Annotated in this window: 21 protein-coding genes, 1 other RNA gene and 1 pseudogene; 12 read left to right on the top strand and 11 right to left on the bottom strand. The window is 43.8% G+C overall.

Going from position 1 to position 26656, the window contains the following annotated elements; translation table 11 throughout:
* Positions 1-561 (top strand): V-containing nitrogenase subunit delta (vnfG, locus tag V7K85_RS09425; protein ID WP_334812970.1); only part of this gene is annotated, 561 nt, incomplete at its 5' end.
* 139 nt (positions 562-700) lie between these two features.
* Here vnfG and V7K85_RS09420 read toward each other — a convergent pair.
* A complete protein-coding gene (locus V7K85_RS09420; protein ID WP_334812969.1) occupies positions 701-835 on the bottom strand; it encodes a hypothetical protein in 135 nt (44 codons plus the stop codon).
* A 232-nt stretch (positions 836-1067) separates the two neighbouring features.
* Between V7K85_RS09420 and V7K85_RS09415 the strand changes: the two genes are divergently transcribed.
* The 4 genes from V7K85_RS09415 (at position 1068) to V7K85_RS09400 (ending at position 7239) form a co-directional block, all read left to right on the top strand.
* A complete protein-coding gene (locus tag V7K85_RS09415; protein WP_334812967.1) occupies positions 1068-2453 on the top strand; it encodes a nitrogenase component 1 in 1386 nt (461 codons plus the stop codon).
* A 232-nt stretch (positions 2454-2685) separates the two neighbouring features.
* Positions 2686-4218 carry a nitrogenase component 1 gene (locus V7K85_RS09410; RefSeq protein ID WP_334812965.1) on the top strand — a complete coding sequence of 511 codons (1533 nt, stop codon included), beginning with the start codon at positions 2686-2688 and terminating at the stop codon, positions 4216-4218.
* A 548-nt stretch (positions 4219-4766) separates the two neighbouring features.
* Positions 4767-6110, top strand: coding sequence for a nitrogenase component 1 (locus tag V7K85_RS09405; RefSeq protein WP_334812963.1), 1344 nt, complete (start codon positions 4767-4769; stop codon positions 6108-6110).
* A 313-nt stretch (positions 6111-6423) separates the two neighbouring features.
* Positions 6424-7239, top strand: coding sequence for a PEP-CTERM sorting domain-containing protein (locus V7K85_RS09400; protein ID WP_334812961.1), 816 nt, complete (start codon positions 6424-6426; stop codon positions 7237-7239).
* Between the two features lie 526 nt (positions 7240-7765).
* Here the strand turns inward: V7K85_RS09400 and V7K85_RS09395 are convergent.
* From V7K85_RS09395 to V7K85_RS09380, 4 genes and pseudogenes are all read right to left on the bottom strand, one after another.
* Positions 7766-9148 (bottom strand): HlyD family secretion protein, encoded by a 1383-nt coding sequence (locus tag V7K85_RS09395; RefSeq protein ID WP_334812959.1) that lies wholly within the window; start codon positions 9146-9148, stop codon positions 7766-7768.
* Positions 9149-9237: 89 nt separating this feature from the next.
* Positions 9238-11454, bottom strand: coding sequence for a peptidase domain-containing ABC transporter (locus V7K85_RS09390; protein ID WP_334812957.1), 2217 nt, complete (start codon positions 11452-11454; stop codon positions 9238-9240).
* 265 nt (positions 11455-11719) lie between these two features.
* Positions 11720-12058: a hypothetical protein gene (locus V7K85_RS09385; protein WP_334812955.1), complete on the bottom strand. Its 339-nt coding sequence runs from the start codon at positions 12056-12058 to the stop codon at positions 11720-11722.
* 224 nt (positions 12059-12282) lie between these two features.
* Positions 12283-13705 (bottom strand): annotated as a pseudogene (locus tag V7K85_RS09380) (DUF3370 domain-containing protein).
* A 297-nt stretch (positions 13706-14002) separates the two neighbouring features.
* Here V7K85_RS09380 and V7K85_RS09375 point away from each other — a divergent pair.
* The 5 genes from V7K85_RS09375 to pstS all read left to right on the top strand — a co-directional run bounded on the left by V7K85_RS09375 (position 14003) and on the right by pstS (position 20244).
* Complete coding sequence (locus V7K85_RS09375) at positions 14003-15085, top strand: peptidoglycan-binding domain-containing protein (RefSeq protein ID WP_334812953.1); 1083 nt, start codon at positions 14003-14005, stop codon at positions 15083-15085.
* 214 nt (positions 15086-15299) lie between these two features.
* Positions 15300-16196, top strand: coding sequence for an NmrA family NAD(P)-binding protein (locus V7K85_RS09370; protein WP_334812951.1), 897 nt, complete (start codon positions 15300-15302; stop codon positions 16194-16196).
* A 576-nt stretch (positions 16197-16772) separates the two neighbouring features.
* Positions 16773-17513 (top strand): cytochrome c biogenesis protein CcdA, encoded by a 741-nt coding sequence (locus V7K85_RS09365; protein ID WP_334812949.1) that lies wholly within the window; start codon positions 16773-16775, stop codon positions 17511-17513.
* 64 nt (positions 17514-17577) lie between these two features.
* Entirely contained in the window at positions 17578-18978 is a 1401-nt protein-coding gene (locus tag V7K85_RS09360; RefSeq protein ID WP_334812947.1) for a cytochrome c biogenesis protein, read from the top strand.
* Positions 18979-19164: 186 nt separating this feature from the next.
* Positions 19165-20244 (top strand): phosphate ABC transporter substrate-binding protein PstS, encoded by a 1080-nt coding sequence (gene pstS, locus V7K85_RS09355; RefSeq protein ID WP_334812945.1) that lies wholly within the window; start codon positions 19165-19167, stop codon positions 20242-20244.
* Between the two features lie 38 nt (positions 20245-20282).
* Here the strand turns inward: pstS and queF are convergent, their stop codons facing one another.
* From queF to ffs, 4 genes are all read right to left on the bottom strand, one after another.
* On the bottom strand, positions 20283-20693 hold the full coding sequence (queF, locus tag V7K85_RS09350) for a preQ(1) synthase (RefSeq protein ID WP_334812943.1): 411 nt from the start codon (positions 20691-20693) through the stop codon (positions 20283-20285).
* Positions 20694-20818: 125 nt separating this feature from the next.
* Positions 20819-21217: a hypothetical protein gene (locus V7K85_RS09345; protein WP_334812941.1), complete on the bottom strand. Its 399-nt coding sequence runs from the start codon at positions 21215-21217 to the stop codon at positions 20819-20821.
* Positions 21218-21377: 160 nt separating this feature from the next.
* On the bottom strand, positions 21378-21761 hold the full coding sequence (locus V7K85_RS09340; RefSeq protein ID WP_334812940.1) for a phasin family protein: 384 nt from the start codon (positions 21759-21761) through the stop codon (positions 21378-21380).
* Positions 21762-21786: 25 nt separating this feature from the next.
* An RNA gene (gene ffs, locus V7K85_RS09335) (signal recognition particle sRNA small type) lies at positions 21787-21883 on the bottom strand.
* Positions 21884-21952: 69 nt separating this feature from the next.
* On the opposite strand from ffs, the gene V7K85_RS09330 reads away from it, so the two are divergent.
* Positions 21953-22753 carry an SDR family NAD(P)-dependent oxidoreductase gene (locus tag V7K85_RS09330; protein ID WP_334812938.1) on the top strand — a complete coding sequence of 267 codons (801 nt, stop codon included), beginning with the start codon at positions 21953-21955 and terminating at the stop codon, positions 22751-22753.
* A 357-nt stretch (positions 22754-23110) separates the two neighbouring features.
* Positions 23111-23758, top strand: coding sequence for a PEP-CTERM sorting domain-containing protein (locus V7K85_RS09325; protein ID WP_334812936.1), 648 nt, complete (start codon positions 23111-23113; stop codon positions 23756-23758).
* A 178-nt stretch (positions 23759-23936) separates the two neighbouring features.
* Here the strand turns inward: V7K85_RS09325 and V7K85_RS09320 are convergent, their stop codons facing one another.
* Both V7K85_RS09320 and argZ read right to left on the bottom strand, forming a co-directional pair.
* On the bottom strand, positions 23937-24458 hold the full coding sequence (locus tag V7K85_RS09320) for a DUF2085 domain-containing protein (RefSeq protein ID WP_334812935.1): 522 nt from the start codon (positions 24456-24458) through the stop codon (positions 23937-23939).
* A gap of 41 nt (positions 24459-24499) precedes the next feature.
* Complete coding sequence (argZ, locus tag V7K85_RS09315) at positions 24500-26611, bottom strand: bifunctional arginine dihydrolase/ornithine cyclodeaminase (protein WP_334812933.1); 2112 nt, start codon at positions 26609-26611, stop codon at positions 24500-24502.
* Positions 26612-26656 lie beyond the last annotated feature (45 nt).

Below are 26656 nucleotides of genomic sequence, written 5' to 3'. Positions count from 1 at the left end.
CAAGCTAAGGAAGTTGCACCACAGGTTCAGCCACAAGCTAAGGAAGTTGCACCACAGGTTCAGCCACAAGCTAAGGAAGTTGCACCACAGGTTCAGCCACAAGCTAAGGAAGTTGCACCACAGGTTCAACCACAAGCTAAGGAAGTTGCACCACAGGTTCAGCCACAAGCTAAGGAAGCTGCGCCACAGGTTCAACAGCAAGCTAGCGAAATCGCGGTATACATTCAAGAGCGAGCTGCGGAAGTCACAAAATTAATTCAAGAACGCTGTTTGTGGCAGTTTCACTCGCGTGCATGGGATCGGGAAGAAAACATCAATGGTGTTCTCAATAAGGCCGCCCAAATCTTGACTGGAGAAAAGGTGGTTCTGGATACCTTGATTGAGAGAGGTTTTTATGCAGATGCGAAGATCCTTTCGGCTGACCTAGAAATCAGGTTTTCATGGTTAAGTAAGATGGAGAACTCGCAAAAGAAAGCAGTACTGGAGTCTGTTAAGGCAATGCTGGTCGATATTGTAATAACCAAGTCGAAGAATGGTGAATTGCATTATTCGCTTTATTAAAGCAATTAGATCGGTAGTTCAACCCTCCGGGTGACGCTCCTGCGTCGCTAACGCTGACGCTAACAGCAGTTCCTCTTGGGGGAAACCCCAAGACTAGACTGCCTCATTAAACGAACAGTGTTGCTGAAATAGAGTTTTGTCATTCTGTTCGCGTTGGCGTAGCTTCTGGTAGAGAAGCCTTTATGTAGGGTTGGATCGCTTTTCGCTTCTTTCTTTGGGGAGAAGAGATCGCCTTCACCCATTCCTCAAGAGTAGCAAAGTGTTTGCGTAGCATCTCGTTTAGTTTTCAAGGCTTTTCAGAAATTCAATTCTATGCTTCTGGTGTAGTCGATGCTACGCATCGCTTACTTCGACCTAGAGGCATGAAAACGCCTTCATGCAGACATTCTACTTCGTTATCTATGCCCTGACGCGCCTGCTACAGAACAGGATGACAATTCATTCTTTCTTTCAACAACGTCAAACAAATACAATCACGAGTTTCTCACTATCTAGGAGTCAATAGGATGTCTTTAGTCGTTAAACAAAAAGAACGCAAGGGAATAATCAATCCTATATTTACCTGTCAGCCTGCTGGGGCTGAATATGCTGCAATTGGAGTAAAAGATTGTATTCCCCTGGTGCATGGAGGACAGGGGTGTAGTATGTTCGTTCGTTTGCTGTTTGCCCAGCATTTGAAGGAAAATTTTGACATTGCTTCTTCTTCACTCCATGAAAATAGCGCTGTCCTTGGAGGACAGCCACGCATTGAGGAAGCCGTACACACCTTAGTTGCACGATATCCCGATTTACGGATTATCCCAATTATTACAACTTGTTCAACTGAGACGATTGGGGACGATATCGAAGGAACCATTAACAAACTCAACGGCCAGTTAAAGACAGCCTATCCCGATCGCAAGATTGTCCTTGTTCCTGTGCATACCCCCAGTTACAAAGGTAGCCAGGTCAGTGGCTATAATGTCGGCATACATGCAATCATTTCTAGCCTGGCAAAAAAAGGCGAACCAACTGGCAAATTGAACCTCATTACTGGGTGGCTTAACCCTGGAGATGTCACGGAAATTAAGCGCATCTTAAAAGATATGGATGTTCCAGCAAACATCTTAGTGGATACAGAATCCTTCGATGCGCCTACCATGCCCGATAAGACAAGTTTTGCCTTTGGGAATTCAACCATTGAAGAAATTGCTGATTCTGCTAATGCGTTGGGAACTATTGCCTTATGCAAATATGAAGGAGGCAGCTCAGCTGAATTCTTACAAGAGAAGTTTAAGGTTCCTGCAATCATTGGCCCAACACCAATTGGCATCAAAAACACTGACGTCTGGCTGCAAAATATCCAGAAACTGACTGGGAAAGCAATACCAGAATCTTTAGTCAGAGAACGTGGAAAAGCTATCGATGCGATCGCCGACCTCGCCCACATGTTCTTCGCTAACAAGAAGGTAGCTATTTACGGAGATCCCGATCTGGTAATTGGCCTAGCAGAGTTCTGCTTGGAATGTGAGTTAGAGCCAGCACTGATGTTGTTGGGAGACGACAACAGAGCTACCAGCAAAGACCCAAGAATTGCTGCGTTGGAGAAGCAAGCAGCCTGTGATATCGAAGTCATTTGGAATGCAGACCTCTGGGAATTGGAGCGCCGCATTAAAGATAAATCCATGCAAATCGACTTGATTTTGGGTCATTCCAAAGGTCGATATATTTCTATCGATCACAAAATTCCAATGGTTCGGGTTGGCTTCCCCAGCTTTGACCGGGCAGGTCTGTGGAAATACCCCATTATTGGCTATAAAGGAGCAGAATGGCTAGCAGACACCATTGCTAACACCATGTTTGCAGATATGGAGAACAAGCACGAGCGTGAGTGGATCTTAAACGTTTGGTAGAAAGCTGATGTATATGGGGGATGGCATCTATCCGCAGTGATATTTCTGTCATCCACCCCCAACTGATTAGATGGTATTTCCATCAGAATTTTTACGATACTTAGCAATCCTATGTCAATTGTAAACCAGGCAGCACCCGTTTAACTGATTAGTATCAGAGGGCGGCTTAGTAGCCTGGTTTACAAATCACAGGGTATTGCTACAGAAGCTATTGAAAGATTGGAGAGTGATCATGACTGCAACAAGTATAGATAAGAATGTCGTATTTTACGGAAATTTGAGCGAACTGTATCGCTTGGCAAAAGAGGGGAAGATTAAGACCACTTTACAAGGTAGTCATACCCGTCCCTGTAAATTTTGGACTGCAACGAAGATTTTAAGTGGGATTAAAAATGCGATCGTCATTTCTCACGGGCCGAGTGGCTGTGCCTATGGTGTAAAGCGAGCATACAAGCTGACCAATAGCCGCAATAGTGGTTCACCTTATGAACCCGTGGTGACTACGAACATGAGTGAAAAAGCGGTAATTTTTGGTGGAGAAAAAGAATTAGCAGGCGCGATTCGAGAAGTAAATGAAAAATACCATCCAGATGCGATCGTTGTTGCCACTAGTTGTGCGTCTGGTATTATTGGGGACTGTGTTGATGACGTCGTGAATAAGGCGCGTGGCGAAATCCAGTCTGAAATCATGACGATACATTGTGAAGGATTTGCCGGGGAATATCGCAGTGGATTTGATATCGTATTTCGGCAAATCGTAGACTTTATGGAGCCGCCAACTCCAGAGCGGAAAGCACAACTAGCCGATGCTGTCAATATTGTGGGCGCAAAGATGGGCCCTGAAAGAACAGAAGTCGAAACTGATGTTAAAGAACTGGTGCGATTGATAGAAGGAATGGGGGCACGAGTTCATAGCGTCATCGCTGGTGACTGTACTTTAGAAGAACTCAAGCAAGCACCGAGTGCGGCAGTCAACTGTACTTTATGTTTGGATCTTGGCTATACCATCGGCAAAGCCATGTCAGACAAGTTCGGTACTCCGCTAAACTCTACCATCCTTCCCTATGGAATCGCTGCTACAGAAAAATGGCTCGAAGGGGCGGCAAAATATTTAGGCATGGAAGAACAAGCGGCTGCCCTAATGGAAAAGGAATATGCCGCAATTAAGACTGAATTTGAAGCAGCTAAGGGTTATATAGAAGGGAAGTTAGCGATTATCGAAGGACATGATGCTATCAAGTGCTTATCCCTTGCTCACATGTTGGATCGTGATTTTGGGATGCGTGTAGTAATCTATAATTTTCATCCCTGGAGTACAGAAGCACGAGAAACCAGTGTAGACTACCTATTGGAAACAGGGTTAGACCCGGAAATATTGATTACGAAAGGGACGCTGGCCTTTGGCAAGTACGAGTCCATGAAACAAACGGAAGATGAATTACTGGATTTCATTGGTGGTCTTGATGCAGAATCGGTAGTTTATTTTGGTTCTTCCTTGAGTTTCCCCCATATTCCCGTAGTCGATTTAAATGCTATCTTAAATCGTCCCAGATTTGGCTATCGCGGAGCCTTAAAGGTCGCAAGGTGTATTGAAACAGCACTCCAATATGCCTTTAGACCTCGGAGTGCTTTAACCAAGCAAATGGTATTCCCTAAAGATTCCGGGTTAGCATCTACTCAATCACTAAGCGGAAAATTAGCTCAAGACATGCCTGATTGTACCGTATATGCAGAGAAGAGACGGGGAAAATGTATGAATGAGTAATAAATGAAATGTGACTTTGCTAAATAAAAGTATGGATTTGTCTCACGCAGAGGCGCAGCCAAATGACTAGGCTTCTTCTTTCTTTGTGTCCTTTGCGTTCTTCTCTACGAGACGCTGTGCGAATGCGGTTCGTTCCTCATATAGTTTGAGTTTGGCGTATCTTTATACCGAATTGGTACTAAGCCAAAAACGTCAAGGCAGAAGTCGCTACAGGCTGCGCGAAACACGGAAAGGCAGAAGTCGCTACAGGCTGCGCGAAACACGGAAAGGCAGAAGTCGCTACAGGCTGCGCGAAATACAGAAACGTCAAGGCAGAAGTCGCTACAGGCTGCGCGAAACACGGAAACGTTAAGCCAGAAGTCGCTACAGGGAAGACAGAAGCCGTTACAGGCTGCGCGAAACACAAAAACGTCAAAGCAGAAGTTGCTACAGGGACAACAGAAGCCGTTGCAGGCTGCGCGAAACACGGAAACGTTAAGGCAAAAGTCGCTACAGGCTGCGTGAAATGCATTTACCATAGTCAAGCCTTATAAAAATAGGAGGAAAAAATGTCTGCTGAAACAACTTTTGACAATTGTAACCATAGTAAAGACCCAGTAGTTGGCTGTGCCCTTGAAGGTATTGCAACTACAGTTGCTGGTATTAAAGATGTCAGTATTGTAATTCAGTCTCCACAGGGTTGCGCGTCCACTGTTGCAGCTGGGTATGATGCTCATGAGGTTGATTTCACCAAGCGAAAAGTAGCTTGTACTCGTCTTTTTGAGTCAGACATTGTAATGGGAGCGTCTGAGAAACTCAAAGGGATGATTAAAGACGCGGATAAATCTTTTGATGCTAAGGTGATGTTTGTCGTTGGTACTTGCGCGGCAGACATTATCGGTGAAGATATTGCGGGATTATGCAACCAGCTTCAGCCAGATATCAAAGCCAAACTCGTTCCTTTAATGGCTGGTGGGTTTCGGGGCAATGCTTATGATGGCTTGGAGATGGGTTTGGAGGCTTTACTTCCTTTTATAAAAAAAAGGGAGACCAAGAGAAAGGGCAGGAAGCCAAAGATTGTAAATATTATTGCACCACAGGCAAATCTGAATCCTACTTGGTGGGCTGATTTGCATTGGGTAACGCAGACGTTAAAGTCTTTAAAAATTAAAGTGCAGACGGTATTTTCTCATAATACCTCTTTTGAAGAACTAGAACAAGCTGGTGAAGCAACCGCCAATATTGTTCTCAGTCATGATGTTGGGTATAAGTTTGCTCGGAAAATGCAACAGACTCATGACATCCCGTTTATCCTCGATGATATACCTTTACCAATAGGTGTAAACAACACTACTCGGTGGTTGAAGGCATTGGCGGCACATTTCAAGATAGATGAAAAAGTGGAGCCAATCATCAAACAAGGCGAAGAAATGGTCGTAGATACACTTCGCAAACGAGCATTGATGATTATTCCCCGATATCGTAACTGTCGAATTGCCGTATCTGCGGATGGGACGCTTGGTATTGGACTAGTCAGAATGCTTTTTGAAGAATTGGAGATGATTCCAGAAATCTTATTATTTCGCTCGGCGATGCCTGATTCTCGTTCAATTTTGGAGCGAGAACTGTACAGCCTCGGTCTTACTTCCCATATAGTATTTTCGGCAGATGGCTATCAGGTAAAACAGACCTTAGAAGAGTTTGGTGTTGATGCTGTGATTGGCTCGGCATGGGAAAAATACATGGCAGAGGAATTGGGAATCAAAATTGCTTTTGATGTATTTAGCCCCACTAACAGAGAAACTTATGTTGACAAGCCATATTTTGGCTATGAAGGCATGATCAATATCATGGAAGTGATTGCTAACGATTGGGATAGAGCTTTTCGTTCAAAAGAGATTAATTGGACATAGAGAAGCAAATACACGTGTTGATTAGAAATCGCGGCTCATCTTGCAAACATACTTTTTTGGAGAAACCGAAGGGTAGTCCGCGTAGACGGACTCAAAAAATTTGAAACCCGCGTAGGCGGGTTTTATCTGTATAAAGAATCAAAAGTTTTTACTTAAAGTTTTGATAAATTCAGCGTTTAATTACGTAGTTAAATTGATTTTATCCAACCAAGTTGGTATGATATTTTTAATCGGAAAAATAGAATAGTTAGAAAATCGAGTAATTTGGTTAATTTGAAACAAGCTGTTAGTAAATCCCAGGAAAAAACAAACTATGAATAAACTAACTACCTTTCCTTTCTTTTCTCAAGGAATGGCCAAGATTGGTACAACCTTGATAGCAGGACTTGCATTTAGTCTCTTGCTTTCTAGCCCCATCTATGCTGCCACCTTTGGTACTAATTTGATAGTAAATGGTGATGCAGAACAAGGGCAAGGAGACCCAATTGGTAACGCTGTTGGGGCTAATATACCTACTATCCCTGGCTGGACTACGACAGGTAGTTTCAGTGTATTAAAGTACGGGGCAACAGGTTTTAGCTTTACTAACCCCTCAGGCAATGTAGTAAACGTTACTTTTCCTGGTATTAATGTTCCTGGTCCAAGCGATCGCGGCGCAAATTTATTCTTTGGCGGTGCTGATCGAGCCTCTTCCAGTGCTTCGCAATTAATCGATATATCTGATCTGGCCTCAACTATTGATGCAGGTCAAGGTACGTTTAACTTGAAGGGCTGGTTGGGGGGATATAGCACCGATGAAGATAGCGCAGCACTGAAGATTACTTTTCTTGATCAAGCTAACAACTCTCTAGGCATAGCTAGTATTACTTCGCCAACTCCCGCGCAAAGAAACAACATCACAGGCTTATTTTTGCAGTCAAATGATGGCTCTGTACCTGTGGGTACACGTCAAATTAATGTACTGCTGAACGCCAATTATGTAAGAGGACGAGTAAACGACGCTTATGCAGATAATCTTTCGTTGGTAATTACTAAAGTCCCAGAACCATCAATCTCTGGTTTTTTGTTAATTGGCTTGTCTTGTCTCCCAGCATGGAAATTGCGTAGATATCGTCAAGTATTGCACTAGATGCATCATATTTTAGAGGTTTAAATCCTTAACTTGCAACAGTTGGAGAAGTTCAACTGTTGCAGTCTCAACCTTACTAAAGAATTTTCTCAACACGCTAATTCATATACAGTGTATTGCAGCTCAATGAAGTATACGGGTAGGGGCACAACATGTTGTGCCCCTACGATGATCTGTACCTCACCTTGGCGTAGCCTAAGAAGAGAAGTTGCAATCTGCTGTAATAATCCTATCTGATTTATGAAAATGAACGAACTGCCTTCGCGCAGCGTCTCGTTAGAGAAGAGCGCCTTTCCTTCTCGTAGAGAAGAAAAGAAACAGAAGCTTTCACATATGTTCTAGGACTGCTATATAGAGGATAAATTAATGTTGAAAGCAGCATCTATCAAAAAATGCTATTTAGCTAAATTTCCTGTAACTCTTGGGATACTTTAGTTTATGACATTAGTTCTTTTTTATTAAAAATTAGATAAACTGGCAACACAATCGTTTCTCTAGATATATTGCCAAAAGGCAATTAGCAACGTCAAACATCTACAATTAGCCTTGCTTTTCTCAAAAAGAATTGGAGTACAGTTTCTTGTTTAGAAATAATATCGGCTCTGCCTTCCATTCCCATTTGAATGGAACATTGTTTGTTTCCTCGACCTAAAGACAGACCTTGAGGTTCAATTGTCACCTCATAGAAGGCAGCAGTACCTTTAGCAGTAGTTGCGATTGTAGGAGAACTTGTAGCAGCACCATTATTCGCTGCTGGGAAAAATGCATCTGGAGAAATTGATTTCACTTTACCTTTGAGAGTACCGTAATCTGGATAAGGACAAGCAGAAACTCGCATTTGCACGTTTTGTCCTGGCTTCAACTTGCTTTTATCCTCAGTTCCTACCATTGCCTTAATCACCAAGGGCGCAGAAGTAGGGACAATTTGGGCAATTTCATCTCCAGGACGCAATGTTTGGCCGGGGTTACGTAGGTTGAGCTTGGAGATAACACCATCTGCTGTTGCAGAAATGATAGTTTCCTTGATCTCGATATTCACTTGTTTAAGTTCGCGGCTATCATGCTCGAACTGTTTTTGCATTTCAATCCGTTGCTGAATAAGCGCGTTGCGTTCTTTGCTTGATGTGGCGATGTTAGCTTGCGCCGTAGCTTTTTCTTGAGCAATGCGTTCTTGTGCGATCGCTACTTCTGCAGGAATTGGATTCAGGGCAGCTTGTAGGCTTTGCAATTTGGCTTTGGCAGCCTCGAGTGCTTGTTCTTGCTGGCCAACAGCTAGTTGTACTTCCTCAAATTGATCTTGTGACAAAGCTCCAACTTTGGCGACGCTCTCATATCGGTTTCGCTTTGTCTGCGTTGCTCTTAAACCGGCAGTTGCTGCTCTCACATTTGCAGAGGCTTCTTGGACATCACTAACAGTGGTAATTTGCTTGTCTTGATAGTCCCGCTTGCGACTGCTCAATTCAGCTTCAGCCGCTGCAACCACACGGTTACTGCGGTCAGTTTCGGCTACAAGTTGGTTATTTAGGGCATGAATCTGAGCGTTGATTTGAACCAGTTGTAATTTTATTTGCCCAACACCACTTTCTAGCTGGCTTTTTTGGGTTTGCAGGCGGGAGTCGTCAATAGTAGCGATCGCATCTCCTGTTTTGACAACTTGATTCTCTTTCACAAAAATACGCATAACTGGGCCTTCCGTAGCAGCCTGAACGAGCCGCAACTCACCAGCAGGACGCAGACTTGCCTGTGCTTGAACGGTGACTTTGTATTTAGTTACAGAAGCGACGGCAACTGCTATTGTCACAGTCACCAATGTAATCACACCGCCAATAGTAGTCCAACTACCAAGTGGTGGAAGAAAATCGTTTTCTTCAGCTTGGGGTAATAAGACAGAATTAGACTGACTAACCATAATAAAGAATCAGGATGAGGGAGGGATGATTTTTGAGGGCAAGGGATGGTCAAGGAGAAATCCAAAATCCTCAAAGAAAGAGGATGGCATTAACTGATGGTGGCGTATTTGCCGTTAGCATGATCGGAAGATTTCACCAGTAAACTAGGAGTCGATGACCGAACATCTTCTAAGAAGCCCAAGTGGTCACCAGGAATTTGGCGCAATTCTTCTGGAGAACCTTGGATTTGCAAACGTCCTCGCTCTAGTAATACAATCCAATCGGCTCGCTCAATGACCTTGGGGCGGTGACTAATTAAAATTGTGGTTTTGCCTTGGCGATAGGTAAGTAGTCGATCTAGTACTTCAGCTTCACTGGCCGGATCGAGAGCGCCAGTGGATTCATCTAAAATCAGTATCGGCGGGTTAGTAATTATCGCTCTGGCGATCGCTAATCTTTGGCGTTGTCCACCAGAAAGATTAGCTCCAAATTCTCCTAAGACGGTATGATACTTGTCAGGTAATTCGCTAATAAATTCATCAGCTCCTGCTATCTGGCAAGCTGTGACAATTTCTTCAAAAGTCACGTCAGGATAGCTGAAGTGGAAGTTATCAAAAATTGAGCGACTCCAGAAGTGCGGGTCTTGCGGTACTAAGACTACCTGCTGTCGCAGACATTCTAAAGATAAGTCTTGTCTGTTATAGATGCCATAACGGATATTGCCTGACTGGAGGGAATATAAACCAGCAATCAGTTTGGCTAGGGTACTTTTACCACAACCAGATTTACCAATTAAAGCAATAGCTTTACCACCAGGGATAGTCAACGAAAAATCTTGCAACAGCTCAACTCTACCAGCATGGTGGAAGTTAACTTTAGTGCAGATAATATTTGCATCAGTGGGAATTTTTGCCCAAGGCTTTTTTTCTGCGTTCAAATCTTCTGGGGTAGCGTCAATCACTTCTGCCATCCGTTGGATGACAATTTGGGCAGTAATAAACTCATCAGCTAACCCGATTACTGAACTTAAAAAACCGAGAAAGTTACCACTCATGCCGTTAAAGGCTAGCAGTTGACCGATGGATAATGTCCCATTAATTACTAAATAGCTGCCTAACCAGAGTAAGCCTATATTAGTTAAAGTTGAAAGAATATTAGTGAATGTGCTGCTGTATAGCTCCAACTTCATCGTACTCCAACCCAAGTTAGCGATGCGACCATAATTGGTTTGATATTCTTGCCAAGCTTGCGGAGTTGCTTGGGTCGTTTTGAGTACTTGGACACCACGAAAGGTTTCCACCAAAAAACCTTGGTTTTCAGTGCCTAAAATGATCAGCTTACGGGTTTTCTGGCGCAAGGCGGGTAGGAAAAGCAGGTTAACTAAGGTGACGATCACAAAGGCCAATACAGAAGCCAGAGTCAGTTGCCAACTCAAAAAGAGCATAAAGCCCAAGGAAACTAGAGCAATAAAAAATTGGCTAGGTAAACCAAGGACAATCTGCGAAACTAACTCATTGATGGCATGAATATCGGCAATTCGGCTGACGACTTCCCCACTACGATGTCCTTCAAAGTAAGATAACGGCAAGTGTAAAAGTTTTCGACCATAATCCAGCAGCAGTCCTAATTGCAACCGTTGACCGAAGTGACCGATGAGGTGAGACTGTACCAAACCAATCGCACTTTTAAACAAGTTCATGGCAATTACCCCAATTGCCACGGTAGTTAATAGTTGAGTATCTCCCCGCACTAGCACATCATCAGTGAGGAGTTGCATCATCAAAGGATAGGCCAGAGATAATATTCCGATCACAATATTGATTGCGATCGCCTGACCCAGAAGGAAGCGATAGGGCCAAACACGTACCAGATAGCGCCCAAAGCCAGTCATTTTGTCATCTGGCTGCTCGGAAAAACGGGTGTCGTCTGGCAGCAATAGCAGCATAATCCCATTGCTCCAACCCTCAACTAATTCCTGACGGCTGAGGTAGCGGATACCAATACCAGGATCACAAATTACATATTTATTTCTATTTTGACCGTATAAAACTACCCAGTGGTAGCCTTTCCAATGTATAATTGCGGGCATTGGAGCTTTATTTAAACTGTCGATCAGTTGAGGAGAAGCTTTGACTTGGCGGACATTGAATCCCAAAGCTTCTGCACCCCGATTCAAACCAAGCAGGGTAGTACCTCTCGACCCCGTACCTGCCGCTTCTCGTACCCGGCTTAGAGTCAAAGTGCGTCCGTAATGTTTGGCAACAGTTGCAAGGCAGGCAGCGCCGCAATCTTCTTCACTATGTTGGAGAACAACCTGGTATTTCATAAAAAATCTGGGGATTACTTGGTTACGCCGTGTGCGACTTGATTCTCATGCTGTTCGCATACTCTGACGCTCAAATCTTGCTATGGGTATTACCATTTACGTTTATTTGTGTTATTTTCATTGAAATGAAAAAGTAGGAGCGAAAACGACCTCGCCCCTACAAACTGCGAGAAAAGGATGTTACTCAGCTAAAAGCGAAGGTGAGAGCATTCTTTTCTGTTTTAGTTTTTCAGGTTTCTAGTCTGCGGTATGAAATAGAACCGAGTTAATATGCAGGTTTGACAGACTCCCAATTGTTGTTAGCATAGCCGCCTAAGTTACCTTTGCTACCTGGTTTTAGATAGTATCCTTTACCTGTGTAATTCTTACCAGTGTAGGCATACCAACCTTTGTTACCCGTTACCTTGTACCAAGATACTTTATTGTCATAGCCTCCTAAATCGGGATATGCTTTTCCGAGAGGAGGTGTCTCACTTCCTGAACCATTATATCCGGTAGAAAGGTATAAATAACCACCAGTAACAGTAGCAGCGGCTTCGTGGTCAAGGTCTTGCACCAATTCGATGCTATAGAGGTCTTGGGTTTGGTCGTTGATGTTAGACATTGTTTTATTTTCCTTAGTTAATTGAGGCAGGTTAGTAAATTGAGTCTGTGCGGCGCTGGCGTTTTAGGTGTTTGCCCTCTCTGCACTCCTTTACAATAGATAAATTTGATTAGATGCACATCGTCAAGTTTGGAAATTGACTTTCCAAAATTGGAAAGTCAATTTCCGAAAATAACTAAAACTTTTTAGGAACCCGAATTCTATTCGTGGGAGTATGTCAATTCTCACTTTTCTAAAGTTCTTACACTCAGCACTTGCGGCGGTGTCGAATCTGGCGGATAAATCACATCTACCTGTACTATCCGCTTAGTCGAAGGTGGAAGTACAACCTGCACCAATGGTTCTAACACCTGACCAGTTCTGTGCCATAGATGTACGTAGCGCGTCTTTTGTTGACCTTGGTCATCGAAGTAGCGTAGCCGCACTGTACCACGGAAGAAAGGAAAATCTAGGGATGGTTTGCAAAAACGCACACCACCTTGGGATAATTTATCTTCCTTCAAAGGTGTTTCCAAAGTAACGGTCACGGTCTGATTTTGGTTGGTATTGTTGCTTAAGGGTAAGGTGAGTTTATATTCCACCCCATAATTGCCATGTGCTTCGTATGCCGTATCTGGATAACGTACCAGCATCTTGGCTGTTTGGATTTGTTGAGTGCCCAATCGACCACTGAGCAATGTGTCTAAAGTATATGAGATAGCTTTGCCACGCTGGGGAATAGTCAAATTTGTGGTTTGGGGATTATCCACCAACTTTGCTTGCCATTGGGAACCACTAGACACACCAGCTACACGCCCATAAATCAGTGCGCCACTGGTAGCATTTGGAGGAGTAGGGGTTTTATCTCGCGGCCCAGCAAAGTTCCCGGTATCTAGTAAAGCTTGCCATTCTGCAAGAGTCGGTGGGCGTTCTTTTGATTCAGAATTTTCCTTGGCAAACATTGCTAAACTTGCCATATAAACTTGATCGCTACTACGCAGCCGCATAAAGGTAGAGCTACCATTCACTGGCTTTTCTAGATTTCGTACAGGAATAGGATGATTTAGCAACATCTGGCTTTGTCCTGGGGGAATTATCAGCTTTGCCTTAATATCAGCTTGTCGAACACCTCGGAGTACATCACCAACAGCGCGATCGCCTGGCCCTGAGTAAGCCTTCCCATCGTTATTTTCTATGTAGGGGGGTAAGGTGACAAAGGGCGCATCCTGCATCAAATAACTCGCTGCTTGCAACACATCTACTGTTAAAGGTTTTTTACCAGGGTTATGCACAATTACACCCAAATAAAGGGTTTGTAAATCTTTGGGAGTGTGGGTGTAGTGGTGAGCGAATAAGTCAAAGCGTCCCTGAAAGGGAAAATTGAGGTGCGCTGCTGGAACTTTTTTACCGTTTTTAGGAAAGGTAGAAAGTAAAATACCCTCAGTTTTAATCCATTCTGGGCTATTGCTGTTAAAAACAGGTACTGTATCCAACTTGCCTGGTAAAGCCAGAACTTCTCCTGGTTGGACGATTGATTTCTTGGGGTGCTGGCTGAGGTGAAGTTTGAGCGATCGCTGAACTATCTTTATGAGTTGTGCATCCAAAGGTTTGAGTTATGACAATTTCTAATAGAGGGATGAATACAGGTGATGGGAATTTAGCCAGCATAAATTTGCTTGTAAATCAAGGTGTGGTGTCAAATATAACAAGTTATTACTATAAGTTCCTGGAAGCGGATTTCTGAGAATGCGTTCGCTGTTCTCTCTTTTGAGTACTTCTAAAGGAAAGCTAGCATAACTGCGGATGTTAGAATCCAAAGTGGGTTTTATCAAACAGCGTTTGTTGGACTCCCAATAGCTCTGATGAAGTACGAGATACCCATTTGGCAGCGATTGTGACTGAAATTAACCGATGAACATTGATAGAACAATTAGGTTAAAACAATTGTTTCATTACATAAAAACTATGGGCTTTAAACTTCAAGCTTTGCAACTTCCTACTCTCCAAAAACAGTCTGAAGGACTTAATGTAATTGCTTGGCAGCAATTTCTTTTAGATAATGATTTCCCGATTGCTGCCGTTGATGGAGATTTTGGCAATATTACAGATAAAGCAACCCGTGAATATCAGAATCGGAATGGTTTAGCAGTGACGGGAGTTGTGGATACTGCTACTTATAAAAAAGCACTAGAGCAAGGTTTTCCCATCTATTTTGCTATTTATACTAATGCCGTCAAAAAATTCTTAACCTATCTTAACTTTGGCGATAATGAGGTCAAAAACTTACAACAAAGTTTAACAGCGATCGCTGCTTTAAATCCTTCGTTAGCAGTTGACGGAGACTTTGGCCCCAACAGTATAAGAGGACTAACCGAAACTTATAAGAAAAGAGACATCAATTTTCGAGCCGAGTTAGCTCAACAGCTTTCTAATGCAACAAAAACTAAGCTTGGTATTGATTTTGAGTTGGCTTTAGACAACATAACCGAATACGCCAAAAGATTAAGACAACAACTTAGTGGAAAAAACTGGGTTAGTTTTTTTGCAGACAGCAATTTAATTGATGATTTGGCTTCTCCCTTCCGTCAAAAAGTACAAACTTTTGAGCAAGCCTTAATAAATGCCGGAGCTACTATTAATATCGCTTCAGTATTTCGTTCCTCAGAACGGGCTTATTTAATGCACTACGCTTTTCGTATTAGTAATAATGAAATTGCTGCCAAAGATGTTCCACCTATGCCCAATGTAGATATTAATTGGCTACATTACACTAACGCTGGCTCTGTCCAAGCTGCTAAAGAAATGGTGTCTGCCTATAATATTGCTTTTCGACCTGTTCTTACCTCTCGTCATACCCAAAGATTAGCAATTGATTGGGAAATTACTTGGTCAGGAATCTTAAAAATCAAAAACTTTAGTGGAACTATCGTCAGCATTGGTGAGCCACGAACGAGTTATGAAAATTCTACTTTATGGCAGGTAGGTCGTTCTTACGGTGTAATCAAATTATCTAGCGATCGTCCCCACTGGTCTAATGATGGACATTAATGGATAGTATTCCGAATTATCTCATCCTCCTGAGCCTGGTTGCACAGTAAGTCCTACAAGTTAGAAAAAGCTTACAAGACGATCGCCTTCACTAATTCCTGTGAATCTACAGGCTTGGAAATATGCTGTTGAAATCCGACAGCGATCGCTTGCTGATGATCTATATTATTGGGTGTACACAGCAATTAGATACCTAATTAAGCAGGAGAAATTTATGTATGTAGTTTTCGGGGCGAGCGGACAGACGGGTTCTGCGGTTGCCGATGCTTTGCTTAAAAAACAACTTCCGATGCGCGTCGTGCTGCGCTCGGGCAAAACCGCCGACGCTTGGCGTGCGAAGGGAGCGGAAGTCGCTTTTGCCGAACTGACCGACACGGATGCGATGACCGCCGCGATGCGTGAAGCAGATGCTATTTATGCTATTAATCCGACGGCTTATAACGTCGCCGATATGTTTGCGGTGGCGAAAGACCTCGGCAAGCGTTACCTCGAAGCGGTTGAAAACTCCGGCGCGCGCAAAGTCGTGTTGCTGTCTTCGGTCGGCTCACAGCACGCTGAGGGCACGGGCAACATTCTAACAACGTATCATTTAGAGCGCATTCTCGGCGATTTAAAAATTCCCGTCACATTTTTGCGGGCGGCATCGTTTATGGAAAACTGGAGCGGCGTGGCTGCGGTCGCCGCCGGACAAGGTGTGATGCCGAGTTTTTACGCTCCGCTTGACCGAAAGATTCCGATGGTTTCCGCCAGAGACATCGGGCGCGCCGCTGCCGAAGCGATGACCGAGAATTGGACGGGCAAGCGCATTATCGAACTGCACGGCGCGGCGGACTATTCGCCGAACGATGTCGCCGCCGCCTTCGCCGCTACTCTCAAACGCGACGTGCAAGCCGTCGCCATTCCCGAAAGCGAATGGCAGGCGACGCTTTCTGGTTTCGGCTTTTCGCCTGAAGCCGTCAACGCATACAGCGAAATGATGCGCGGCTTCAACTCCGGTCTTATCGTTTTTGAAAACGGCGATATTGAAACGCGGCGCGGACAAATCACGATTAATGCCGCCGTCGCGGAAATAACCAAAGAACAAAATTTGACAAAATCAGCCATTGGATAACGAGCGCTATCCTGATGTCCAGTGGACAAGCGCTATTGAGGTAATTTCAAAAATCTAACGTCCAGTTATCAATAATCGCATTTATTGGAATCTACCCTGTATTGGGTTGAAGCTGGGGGTAGCAATGCATGGTGCCTGTATATCTCGGAAAAAGTATTAGAGTTAGAGTTGGAGCCGACTTCAATTAAATCTCATCCTAACTATCAGGAGCTATTGTCCTACGGTGCTATAGTTGCCTGATTTTGTCCGAAGTATTGTTTTAACAAAGTAACAATCTGAAATCCGGGTAATGCAATCATCATGCCAAATACTCCAGCGTGCTTCTTCAGGGATGATGTGAGACTACAGTAATTTTCAGGTAATTAAATCATAAGGTAAGGTAGCACAGCTGTGCGCTACAGGGGATTATGGTTTAAATAGTTGAAAAAAGCTGTAATTGTATTTTAAATATATATATTTCCTTGGGCAGATGAAATTTAGATGATATCAGGTTTAAATAATTAGTTCTACTGACTCTACATCCAAAAATAAGCTACAATTCAAGCAGAGTAAGCGTTTCCTGCTCATAAACTTCCCATGCTTGATAACCTGCAAACCCAAATTTACCAACTAGAACAATTTGCCAACAGTCTCGTTTCTAACCAACTGACACACCTTAGCGTGGTGAGTATTGGTATCATCTTTGCAGCCGGCTTGCTCACCAGTCTCACACCCTGTATGCTTTCTATGCTGCCAATTACTATTGGTTACATCGGTGGTTATGAAGCCAAAAGCCGCTTGCAAGCAGCTGCCCAATCAACTTGGTTTGCTCTGGGATTAGCAACTACATTAGCCGGATTAGGAATTTTAGCAGCTTTTGTGGGAAAAGTCTACGGTCAAGTGGGAATTGGTTTGCCGATTATCGTCAGCATTATCGCTATTCTCATGGGGCTAAACTTATTAGAAGCACTACCTCTGCAATTTCCATCCTTGGGCAAAACGAATTGGATTTCGCCAGATTTACCAGCAGGATTGCGTTCCTATTTGCTGGGGCTGACTTTCGGCTTAGTTGCATCCCCTTGTAGCACACCTGTTTTAGCCAGCTTATTAGGTTGGATTGCCAATACACAAGACTTAATTTTAGGCGCTGTTTTGCTACTTTCTTACACAGCTGGTTATGTAGCACCATTGATTTTGGCGGGTACTTTTACAGCTTCAATTAAAAAGTTACTAGAATTGCGTCGCTGGTCTGGTTGGATTAACCCAGTTAGCGGGGCACTATTGGTAGGATTCGGTGTATTTTCCTTAATTTCTCGGATTCCCCTTGGCAGTTTTTAATTTCAATCCTTGATGTGCTTGATTGAGATTTTATTATCAATACTTTTGTTAGATTTTACACGTAATGACTTTAGAAGATTCAGCGGACAAAGAATTAAAATGGTGGGCAGTACCTGGGCAGTTCTTACGGCAGGAGCTTTTGCCTATACTGACCAATTTACGACTAGCGATCGCACTCCTGCTATTAATTGCAATCTTTAGCTCTACTGGTACTGTAATTGAACAAGGTCGCTCACCCGCATTCTACCAAGCTAACTACCCAGAACATCCAGCTTTATTTGGTTTCTTAACTTGGAAGGTAATTCAGGTAGTTGGGTTAGACCACGTATATCGTACCTGGTGGTTTCTGGCATTACTCATCTTATTTGGCACTAGCTTAACTGCTTGTTCTTTTACCCGTCAGTTACCAGCCTTAAAAGCTGCCCAACGCTGGAAATATTACGAAGAACCACGGCAATTTCAAAAATTAGCTTTAAGTGCAGAACTAGATACTGGTTCCCTGAATTCTCTGTACCAAATATTACAGAAACGCCGCTATAAAATTTTTCAAGATCAAGAAAAAGAAAATTTACTGTACGCCCGCAAGGGAATAGTCGGACGCATCGGCCCAATTATCGTTCATATTGGCATCGTAGCTATTCTGCTAGGAGGAATTTGGGGGGCGATGACTGGGTTTCTTGCTCAGGAAATGGTTGCTAGTGGCGATACATTTCAGGTAAAAAATATTGTCGATGCTGGGCCTTTAGCAGCAGCCCAAGTCCCGAAAGATTGGGCTGTGCGCGTCAATCGTTTTTGGATTGACTACACTCCATCTGGCAGCATTAATCAATTTTATTCGGATCTGTCTGTCTTGAATAATCAGGGACAGGAAGTTGACCACAAGAAGATTTTTGTCAACGAGCCTCTGCGCTATCATGGCGTCACTTTCTATCAAACTGATTGGGGAATCGCAGGTATTCGTGTCCAATTTAACAACAGCCCGATTTTTCAGCTACCGATGGCGCAATTGAAGACCAACGGTAACGGGCGCATTTGGGGAACCTGGGTTCCGACTAAACCCGACTTGAGTGAGGGTGTATCCCTGTTAGCCAAAGACTTGCAAGGGATGGTATTAATTTATGATGCCACTGGCAAACTTGTTGATACTGTCCGCGCTGGTATGTCCACTCAAATCAATGGCGTGAAGCTGAAAATTCTGGATGTGATTGGTAGCACTGGTTTACAAATTAAAGCTGATCCAGGCATACCAATTGTTTACTCAGGGTTTGGCTTGCTAATGCTGGGTGTGGTGATGAGTTACTTCTCCCATTCGCAAATATGGGCATTGCAAAAAGGCGATCGCTTGTATGTGGGTGGCAAAACTAATCGCGCCCAAGTTGCTTTTGAACAAGAGGTTTTGGAGATTTTAGATCGGCTGAGTTCACAGCCAAAAGGTGAAGAGAAAGAGACGCCAATTGAAGTTTAAACCCTCCAGGGGCGCAAAGGAAATCGCAGACGAACGCAGAGCATAAGTGATAACTTTGCGTACCTACCCTACGGGAAGGCGAAGTGCCTATGCGTTTCAAAGTTATTTATAATTAATTACGTCCACACGACTACAAATTGGGAAATTACTAGAGGTATTTATTAAACATTGGAACAAAAGATTTCTATGTCTGCTCAACTTCAATCCAAGGGACGTATTTACCTTTTACCCCTAATCGCTATTTCGTTGAGTATCGCTTCTTGCACTGGTGATCAGAAAAACATCAAGCATGTTTCCCTCATTGGTACTGGAGCAAGTTTTCCCGCGCCTTTGTACGATCGCTGGCTTTCAGATTACAACCAGAAAAATCCCAATGTGGAAATTAACTATCAAGCTATAGGGAGCAGTGCTGGAGTGCAACAACTCATTGAAGGTACTGTGGATTTTGCAGCTAGTGATGTAGGAATTACAGGTGAACAAGCAGCCAAAATAAAACGGGGAGTGATCGCTTTACCCATAACTGCCGGTTCTATTGTGCTGGCTTATAACCTCACACCAGCTGCACACCAGTCGCCTCAAGTCAATGTGCCAATTGCTCTAAGGCTACCACGCCAAGTTTACGTAGATATCTTCCTCGGAAAAATTACGAATTGGAATCATCCTAGAATAGCCGTAGCTAATCCAGGGGTAAGTTTGCCAGATTTACCGATTCAGGTTGTACACCGAACTGATGGTAGTGGGACTACGAGCGTGTTGACGCAACACCTAAGTGCTATAAGTCCAGAATGGAAAAGGAAACTTGGGGCTGGTAAAGCTGTAGCATGGCAAGTGGGAATTGGTGGAAAGGGTAACGAAGGTGTTACCGCCCTGATTCAACAGATACCAGGAGCTATTGGCTATGTAGAGTACATTTACGCTAAACAAAATAAACTTTCTGTGGCTGCTTTAGAAAATAAATCTGGTAATTATATTACACCGACACCAAAATCTGTAGCTCAAACCTTAGAGGCAGTGAAATTACCTGCCAATAACTTGATTGCTTTTATCACCGATCCTACATATGCCCAGTCTTATCCCATCGTCACTTACAGCTGGCTTTTAACTTATCACCAATATCCAAACCGAGTCAAAGCTCAAGTGCTGAAAAACTTTCTTGATTGGGCTGTGATTGAGGGGCAAAAATCCAGTTTGGAACTCGGATATATTCCTTTGTCTAAAAAAGTTGTGGTTCAAGTGCAATCTGCCATCAAAAAAATTGCTGAATAAAGCCGATTAATCTCCATCTGTGCTAATCAGTGATGATATTACTTTTGGTGACGCACTTCAACCACGGTATGTACATTACCGCGAGGCGTAAAATCTGCTTTCACCGTGACTTGCAACGGATCACAAGCAGCTACAAAATCATCCAAAATTTGATTAGCAGATTCTTCGTGGGAAATGTAGCGATCGCGGTAACTGTTAATGTAAAGCTTAAGCGCCTTCAATTCCATTACCCGCTGATCAGGCACATAAGTAACGTAAATTGTCGCAAAGTCAGGATAGCCGGAAAACGGACATTTACAGGTAAATTCCGGCAAAGTAATGTTAATGTCATATCGCCTCCCCACACGCGGATTCGGAAAGGTAATTAGTTTACCTTCGGTAATGTCGCGTTCGCCATACTTCATTTCTTGGCTTGCCTGGGATACACTTTCAGCTGAGGAATTACTCATAAGTTCTTAAAATATGATTATTTGCTAGTTTGAGCAAAGGAGGAGATGGGGAGATTAATAAATCATAAATCCTTACTCAGGACTCATGACGGGCTAAACCATAGCTATCCGCTAACAGCACTCTTTCAATACTCTTCCTTTTCCCAGTCTGGACAATTCTCATCTTCACAACCGTGGGGATGCATGGCACAAACTAACAAATTACCACCATAAACTTGACCGTGGTAGTGAGTGCAACCCATGCAGGCAGGATTTTTTTCGGCTGTGGGTTCAACTGAATAAGGAAAACCCGGATCTATATCTGTTACGATGTCTTCCAGTTCCCAGTAAGCTTCCAACATTGGTTCAGCCAAATCTTGTAAATACTGATCGACATCAGTGACAATGTTAGGGACTTGCTCGGTGATTTCTTCGGTTAGCTCAAAAAAAGCGTCTACCATTTCACTCATTCCCAGGAAGAAACGCTCTACTTCATCAGCCACTATTTCGACGATTTCTACTAAATCTTTTTGCCACTGTTCCATAAACTTGACGCCCTTACAGGCTATAAACAAGACGGTTTGTGCTATCTGGGTTGAAGCACTAGAGTATACACTAAGCAATGTATCTTATCAAATTTCTATCTAAAGTGCCATGTCAAAGTGCCACTTATTTACTGATATTTCGATCAAAGAATGCTTTTTATTAATCGCGTTGCAATCGTTTTAACTCGTCTTGCAGGTCTAGCACTTCTTGGCGTAATTTATCTACGTTCTCATCAGTTGATCCCTCTTTCACCGTTGGTTCTTCATCTTCCTCTAAAATTTCAATCCGGCGAGGTTCAGAAGGGGGTGTTTCTGGTGAGGTTTCAGCAGATGCTTGGCTCTGTTGGGCTTGCTTCATCATCTCTTCAACGAAGCGGCGGGCTTCTTCTGTGTTCATTTCGCCCTTTGCCACCATTTCATCTGCCAGTTTTTGGACTTGCGATCGCACTTGGGCTAATTTTCCCCCTGCTTTCTCACCCGCGTAAGAAGCTAATCCAACACCGAGGTAAAAAGCTTTTTGAACAATATCTCCAAAACCAGGCATTGTTGCTGAACGCTCCTAAAAATAGGGCGACCCGGAGACTACGCCTACCACAAGCCTCCCGTGTTGCTGCTACCTTCCGGTTCTGACAAGATTTGGGTGTTGCAATCGCATAGATCCAGGTCTTCTAAAAGTATAACATTAAAATTCAGTAAGTGTGTCCAAAATCCAAAATGGTATAAGAGGTTGAAAATATGACAGCAAAAGCAACCTATCAGTTTGCAGGTAAGACCATCCTGATTACCGGCGGTGCGGGAGATATTGGCAAGGCAACTGCACACCGTTTTGCTGCTAATGGCGCAGGTATAGCCCTGCTAGATTTGAATGAACCGAAGATGGCAGATGTGGCTCAGGAACTAAAAGGTTACAACGTTCCAGTCGGCACGTTTCGCTGTGATGTTACAGCTAGTGATGATGTTGCCAAAACCTTTACTAGTGCTGTTGAGCAGCTTGGGCGTATCGACTATGTATTTAATAACGCGGGTTATCAAGGAGTGTTTGCTAAAACGGACGAATATCCTGAGGATGACTTTCAAAAGGTGATAAATATTAACGTTGTCGGCGTTTTCCACATTCTCAAGGCAGCTGCACAGCACCTGCGCGATACAGGTGGAGGCGCGATCGTCAATATGGCGAGTTATGCAGGGGTAGTTGGGCCGCCAAATATGTTGGCATACGCCGCTTCAAAGTTTGCTGTCATTGGAATTACTCAGACGGCAGCGAAAGACTTGGCTCCTTACGGCATTCGGGTGAATGCCCTCTCCCCGGCGTTGATCGGCCCTGGTTTTATGTGGACGCGGCAAACAGAATTGCAAGCAGCAGCAGGGTCGCAGTACTTTGATGCCGACCCCAAGGTAGTTGAGCAACAGATGATTAATTCAGTGCCAATGCGGCGTTTAGGAAGTTTGTCAGAGGTGGCGAATGGAGTAGCGTTTCTGATGAGTGAAGAGGCAAGCTACATTACTGGGTTTAACTTGGAGGTTACTGGGGGTTAATCAACAGCATCTAATAAGCTAACAATTGCTCACTTTCGCTGCCTCTTTGTTGTAGCAAGTGGGGTTACACAAAAGAGAAAACAAAACTTGCTTTTGTTTTTAAGCGTGTCTTTGTAATCTGCAATTTCCAGAGGGGGTATGATCGCGCCGCCTTTGAAACTGGAGTGCGATCGCTAACTGATGACTAATAACTAATTGGATACAAATGCGATCGCATATTCTGAGATAGTATGATATTTGTTAAAAATTCTGTAAAATTATCATAAATTTTAAGTGAAATTACTGCGATAACTTTTAATTAATATGTTATTTGCTGTATTATCTTGATGTCATCCTACGGTTAATGAAGTAATTTTTATGACATATGCCCAAAAGTTTTCAGTGTCTATGCTTGGAGCAGCTTTAATTGCCTTGGGCACAGGGCAAATAGCGCAGGCAGTACTATTAGTTGAATCAGAGTCAGCCGTAGTAAATCTTGATGCTAAAGAAGTGTTATTTACTATAAATTTTAATAAAGTGCCGGACTTTCTCACAGTTGATCAAGTCGGGAGGCAAGCCGACTCTTTCCAATACTTTATTGATGCAGATGGGAAATTGCCTGTATTCAGAGGTTCTCCATACTATAGTGAACTTGAGTCAATTATTCGCGGAGAAGAAATTCACGTTGCAGGTGACGTTCGGATACGTGATGTTGTCTCAATTGGCGCATCGGAACCAAATTCAGGAGGCTGGGGTAAGATTCGGGGTTCAGTACCATACAGCCTTGATGGTACTGTGCTGAAATTTTCAGCACCTCTGGAATTTATCGGTGATTCAGACGGTTTATTTAGCTATCAATTAGAGTCGTACGAGTTTGGAGGAATTACCGATAGTTTAGAGAATAAGTCTATTATTGCCAGTGTTCCCGAACCTGCTTCTGCATTAGGTGCATTAACTTTTGGAGCATTAGGTGTAGGCTTACGGCGGAAACGTAAACATAAATCAGCCCGCAGTTTTGTAAGTTAATAAGCTTGGGTTAAGGCTTGATCTCCCCTAACCTCCCTAAAAAAGAGGTTGCGCCTAGTTGACGAAATAGACAGGTGAACTATACCAAATACTGTTCAATTAAGGATTTTTTGTGGATTTTTGATGTGTATAGAGACATTGCATTGCAACGTCTCTATTAAATCCCGGAAAACCATTTTTACAATTCATCCAAGCTAGGATTAGCACTCCGCCACCCGTGCAAAATGGGCATAGTAAACAATCCCCACGCCAAACCCGTAATCAACCCAAAAGGTGTAACCAGATAGTTATTAAAACTCCACCAACCGAAAATCTGCGCTGCTAACTCCAAAGGATAAGCCATCATTAGCACACTAGCTAAAGCAGCACCACGTAAGCCATACTGACTTAACCAGTAAAATCCCTTACCGCCAAGCGCATATAACAGGCGAGTAATCAGCAAACCCGTGACAGTGCCGTAGCAGCGCATACACACAGCCATAATAAACGTTGGTGCCAAATATAACCCCATAGATGGTTGTGGACATACATGATTACCCATGAAATAAATGATGTCCGCAATTCCAGGAACCAACCATACTCCAGACGCAGCCAGAAAGGGAGCCACTGGCGGGCCAAAAACCATCCCCGCCAGCATAAAATCAGCAATTAAACTGACCCAATTAACCCCCAACTCTTCACTGAAAGCTACTCTTGTCATCTCCGTTTCTCTGCGCCCTCTGCGCCTCTGCGGTTCCTTTCTTAACCTACCTTATTAACATACGGACTTGTCAACTTATCCAACTGCTGAATCAACAGACTAAGGAACAATCCCACATCCGTCACTACACCCACCGATTCCACAGAACCGCGATCGCTTAACTTAGTCACCACAGCTGGATTAATATCCACACATACCATCTTCACCCCCGCCGGAGTCATATTCCCCACGCCAATGGAGTGCAGCATTGATGACAGCATCAAAATCATCTCCGTACCTTCGAGGTGTTTAGCATAATCCTCCTGTGCTTTAATCAAATCCATTTGGGTATCGGGCAAAGGGCCGTCATCCCGAATCGACCCAGCAAGCACAAAAGGCACATTATTGTGGACACATTCATACATCACGCCACTTTTAATTGCCCCCGCCTCCACAGCTTTGGGAATGCTGCCATAACGACGGATACTATTAATTACCTTCAAGTGATGGCGGTGTCCACCATGCACGGCGACACCCCGCTTCATGTCTACACCCAAGGAAGTGCCCATCATATTTTGCTCGATGTCGTGAACCGCGATCGCATTACCAGCCAACAACGCTTGCACGTATCCTTCCCGAATCAGTTGCGCTAGGTGTTCACCGCCACCAGTGTGAATCACCACAGGCCCAGCCGTGACAACTACTTTACCACCAGCATCGCGGATTTTCCGCAATTCCCAAGCCACTTGCTCAACGACTAATTCCACACGCCGTTCGCTGGAAACGCCCGCCGACATAAAACTAAATTCTTGGGTGCTGCGTAGTTCCCGCGATTCAGTTTTGCGGATGGTGCGGATACCTAGCACGTCTACAATTACCTGTTCGCCAACTTCTAAATCGCGGAGTATTTTACACCGAGCGACTAAGCCATTAGCAGTTTGGGTAATTGCGATCGCCCCATCCATCCGCTGATTTTCCACCTTCACCCACTGACCATTAATCCGCACTTCGGTAGGATAAATCGTACTGACGTAGAAATCATCAGGCGCAACGCCATCTTGGATTACAGGCTCCAGTTTAGCGTCTCGCTCATCATGCGGTAAATCTACAGCACCCAAATCAATCAACATTGAGATGATTTCTTCCATCACCTCATGGGATGGTGCTGATACCCTCACATCAGCCGCTGAGGTACTTTGTCGTTGTTCTCCCAAGTTGAAATTCAGGACTTTGAAGCTTCCCCCAGCATCTACAATCAAATCCAAAGCACGGTTAATTAAGCCAGCATCTAGCAAGTGTCCTTCCATGCGAATGACACGGCTTTCTACTGAGACATTGGCATGGACTTCATCCCTAACTGGTTCTGTTACTCGTAGAGTTAAGCATTTAGCCGCGCCACCAGCTTTCAGAAATTCGGTCAGCGGCGTTTCCAGCACTTGGAAACCTACATCTGTAAGGCGGGTTTTCAAAGCATCACTCGCCTTGTTCATGATCACGATGCTGTCCACATTCACCGCATTACAAGCGAAGTTGAGTGCATCAGCTTCTTCAATTGCGATCAGCTTTTCTGGTGCGACTCGTATTTCAATTAAGCGGTTGGAGTAAGAATCAAAAGCGCCTGGATAGTAGAGCAAATAGCCATTTGCTAAAGGACAAAAGCAGGTATCCAGGTGATAGAAACGTTCGTCTATCAATCGCAGGGAGAGCACCTCAATATCCAGCCATTTAGCTAGATAAGGGTGAGAATCTAATTCCGAGCGGAAACCGTATCCCGCCCATAACCAGCGTCCTTCCCGATCCAGCAGTGCGTCCCCTGCTCCCTCAAAGGGCAAATCTTTGGGAAGTTCGTTGACTGTATAACCATTTGCCTCAAACCATTGTTTGAAGAAAGGCTCCTCTCCCTGGCGTTCTTTGTGCATAAAGCGACTGAGGACGACGTTATCCCCCAGTAGCAAGCCAGCGTTGGCGGTAAAAACCAAATCAGGCCAACCTTTTTGGGGTGGTACTAAGTCTACAATGGCGTGTTGTTTAAGGATCTGGTGTAGTTCCTGCCACTGTTCCACGGCGCGATCGCGCGATGATTTGTGAATATTCCCTTCCATCCAGGGATTAATCACATAGTCCACATCGTAGTAATCAGGGGGACACATTAAAAAGCGAATACGGGAAGTCATAAAAATCTTACAAGCGTTTAGATGCTACAAGCTTACTTTGAATAC

It is taken from the genome of Nostoc sp., assembly GCF_036917615.1.
GTDB lineage: Bacteria > Cyanobacteriota > Cyanobacteriia > Cyanobacteriales > Nostocaceae > Nostoc.
Note: the sequence above shows the minus strand (reverse complement) of the source record. Positions and strands in the feature narration are given on the sequence as shown.

What these genes read in the sequence shown, in the direction of transcription:
- V7K85_RS09420 (WP_334812969.1), bottom strand. Translation starts at nt 835, where the DNA reads ATGCTACGCAAACACTTTGCTACTCTTGAGGAATGGGTGAAGGCGATC.
- V7K85_RS09415 (WP_334812967.1), top strand. Translation starts at nt 1,068, where the DNA reads ATGTCTTTAGTCGTTAAACAAAAAGAACGCAAGGGAATAATCAATCCT.
- V7K85_RS09410 (WP_334812965.1), top strand. Translation starts at nt 2,686, where the DNA reads ATGACTGCAACAAGTATAGATAAGAATGTCGTATTTTACGGAAATTTG.
- V7K85_RS09405 (WP_334812963.1), top strand. Translation starts at nt 4,767, where the DNA reads ATGTCTGCTGAAACAACTTTTGACAATTGTAACCATAGTAAAGACCCA.
- V7K85_RS09400 (WP_334812961.1), top strand. Translation starts at nt 6,424, where the DNA reads ATGAATAAACTAACTACCTTTCCTTTCTTTTCTCAAGGAATGGCCAAG.
- V7K85_RS09395 (WP_334812959.1), bottom strand. Translation starts at nt 9,148, where the DNA reads ATGGTTAGTCAGTCTAATTCTGTCTTATTACCCCAAGCTGAAGAAAAC.
- V7K85_RS09390 (WP_334812957.1), bottom strand. Translation starts at nt 11,454, where the DNA reads ATGAAATACCAGGTTGTTCTCCAACATAGTGAAGAAGATTGCGGCGCT.
- V7K85_RS09385 (WP_334812955.1), bottom strand. Translation starts at nt 12,058, where the DNA reads ATGTCTAACATCAACGACCAAACCCAAGACCTCTATAGCATCGAATTG.
- V7K85_RS09375 (WP_334812953.1), top strand. Translation starts at nt 14,003, where the DNA reads ATGGGCTTTAAACTTCAAGCTTTGCAACTTCCTACTCTCCAAAAACAG.
- V7K85_RS09370 (WP_334812951.1), top strand. Translation starts at nt 15,300, where the DNA reads ATGTATGTAGTTTTCGGGGCGAGCGGACAGACGGGTTCTGCGGTTGCC.
- V7K85_RS09365 (WP_334812949.1), top strand. Translation starts at nt 16,773, where the DNA reads ATGCTTGATAACCTGCAAACCCAAATTTACCAACTAGAACAATTTGCC.
- V7K85_RS09360 (WP_334812947.1), top strand. Translation starts at nt 17,578, where the DNA reads ATGACTTTAGAAGATTCAGCGGACAAAGAATTAAAATGGTGGGCAGTA.
- pstS (WP_334812945.1), top strand. Translation starts at nt 19,165, where the DNA reads ATGTCTGCTCAACTTCAATCCAAGGGACGTATTTACCTTTTACCCCTA.
- queF (WP_334812943.1), bottom strand. Translation starts at nt 20,693, where the DNA reads ATGAGTAATTCCTCAGCTGAAAGTGTATCCCAGGCAAGCCAAGAAATG.
- V7K85_RS09345 (WP_334812941.1), bottom strand. Translation starts at nt 21,217, where the DNA reads ATGGAACAGTGGCAAAAAGATTTAGTAGAAATCGTCGAAATAGTGGCT.
- V7K85_RS09340 (WP_334812940.1), bottom strand. Translation starts at nt 21,761, where the DNA reads ATGCCTGGTTTTGGAGATATTGTTCAAAAAGCTTTTTACCTCGGTGTT.
- V7K85_RS09330 (WP_334812938.1), top strand. Translation starts at nt 21,953, where the DNA reads ATGACAGCAAAAGCAACCTATCAGTTTGCAGGTAAGACCATCCTGATT.
- V7K85_RS09325 (WP_334812936.1), top strand. Translation starts at nt 23,111, where the DNA reads ATGACATATGCCCAAAAGTTTTCAGTGTCTATGCTTGGAGCAGCTTTA.
- V7K85_RS09320 (WP_334812935.1), bottom strand. Translation starts at nt 24,458, where the DNA reads ATGACAAGAGTAGCTTTCAGTGAAGAGTTGGGGGTTAATTGGGTCAGT.
- argZ (WP_334812933.1), bottom strand. Translation starts at nt 26,611, where the DNA reads ATGACTTCCCGTATTCGCTTTTTAATGTGTCCCCCTGATTACTACGAT.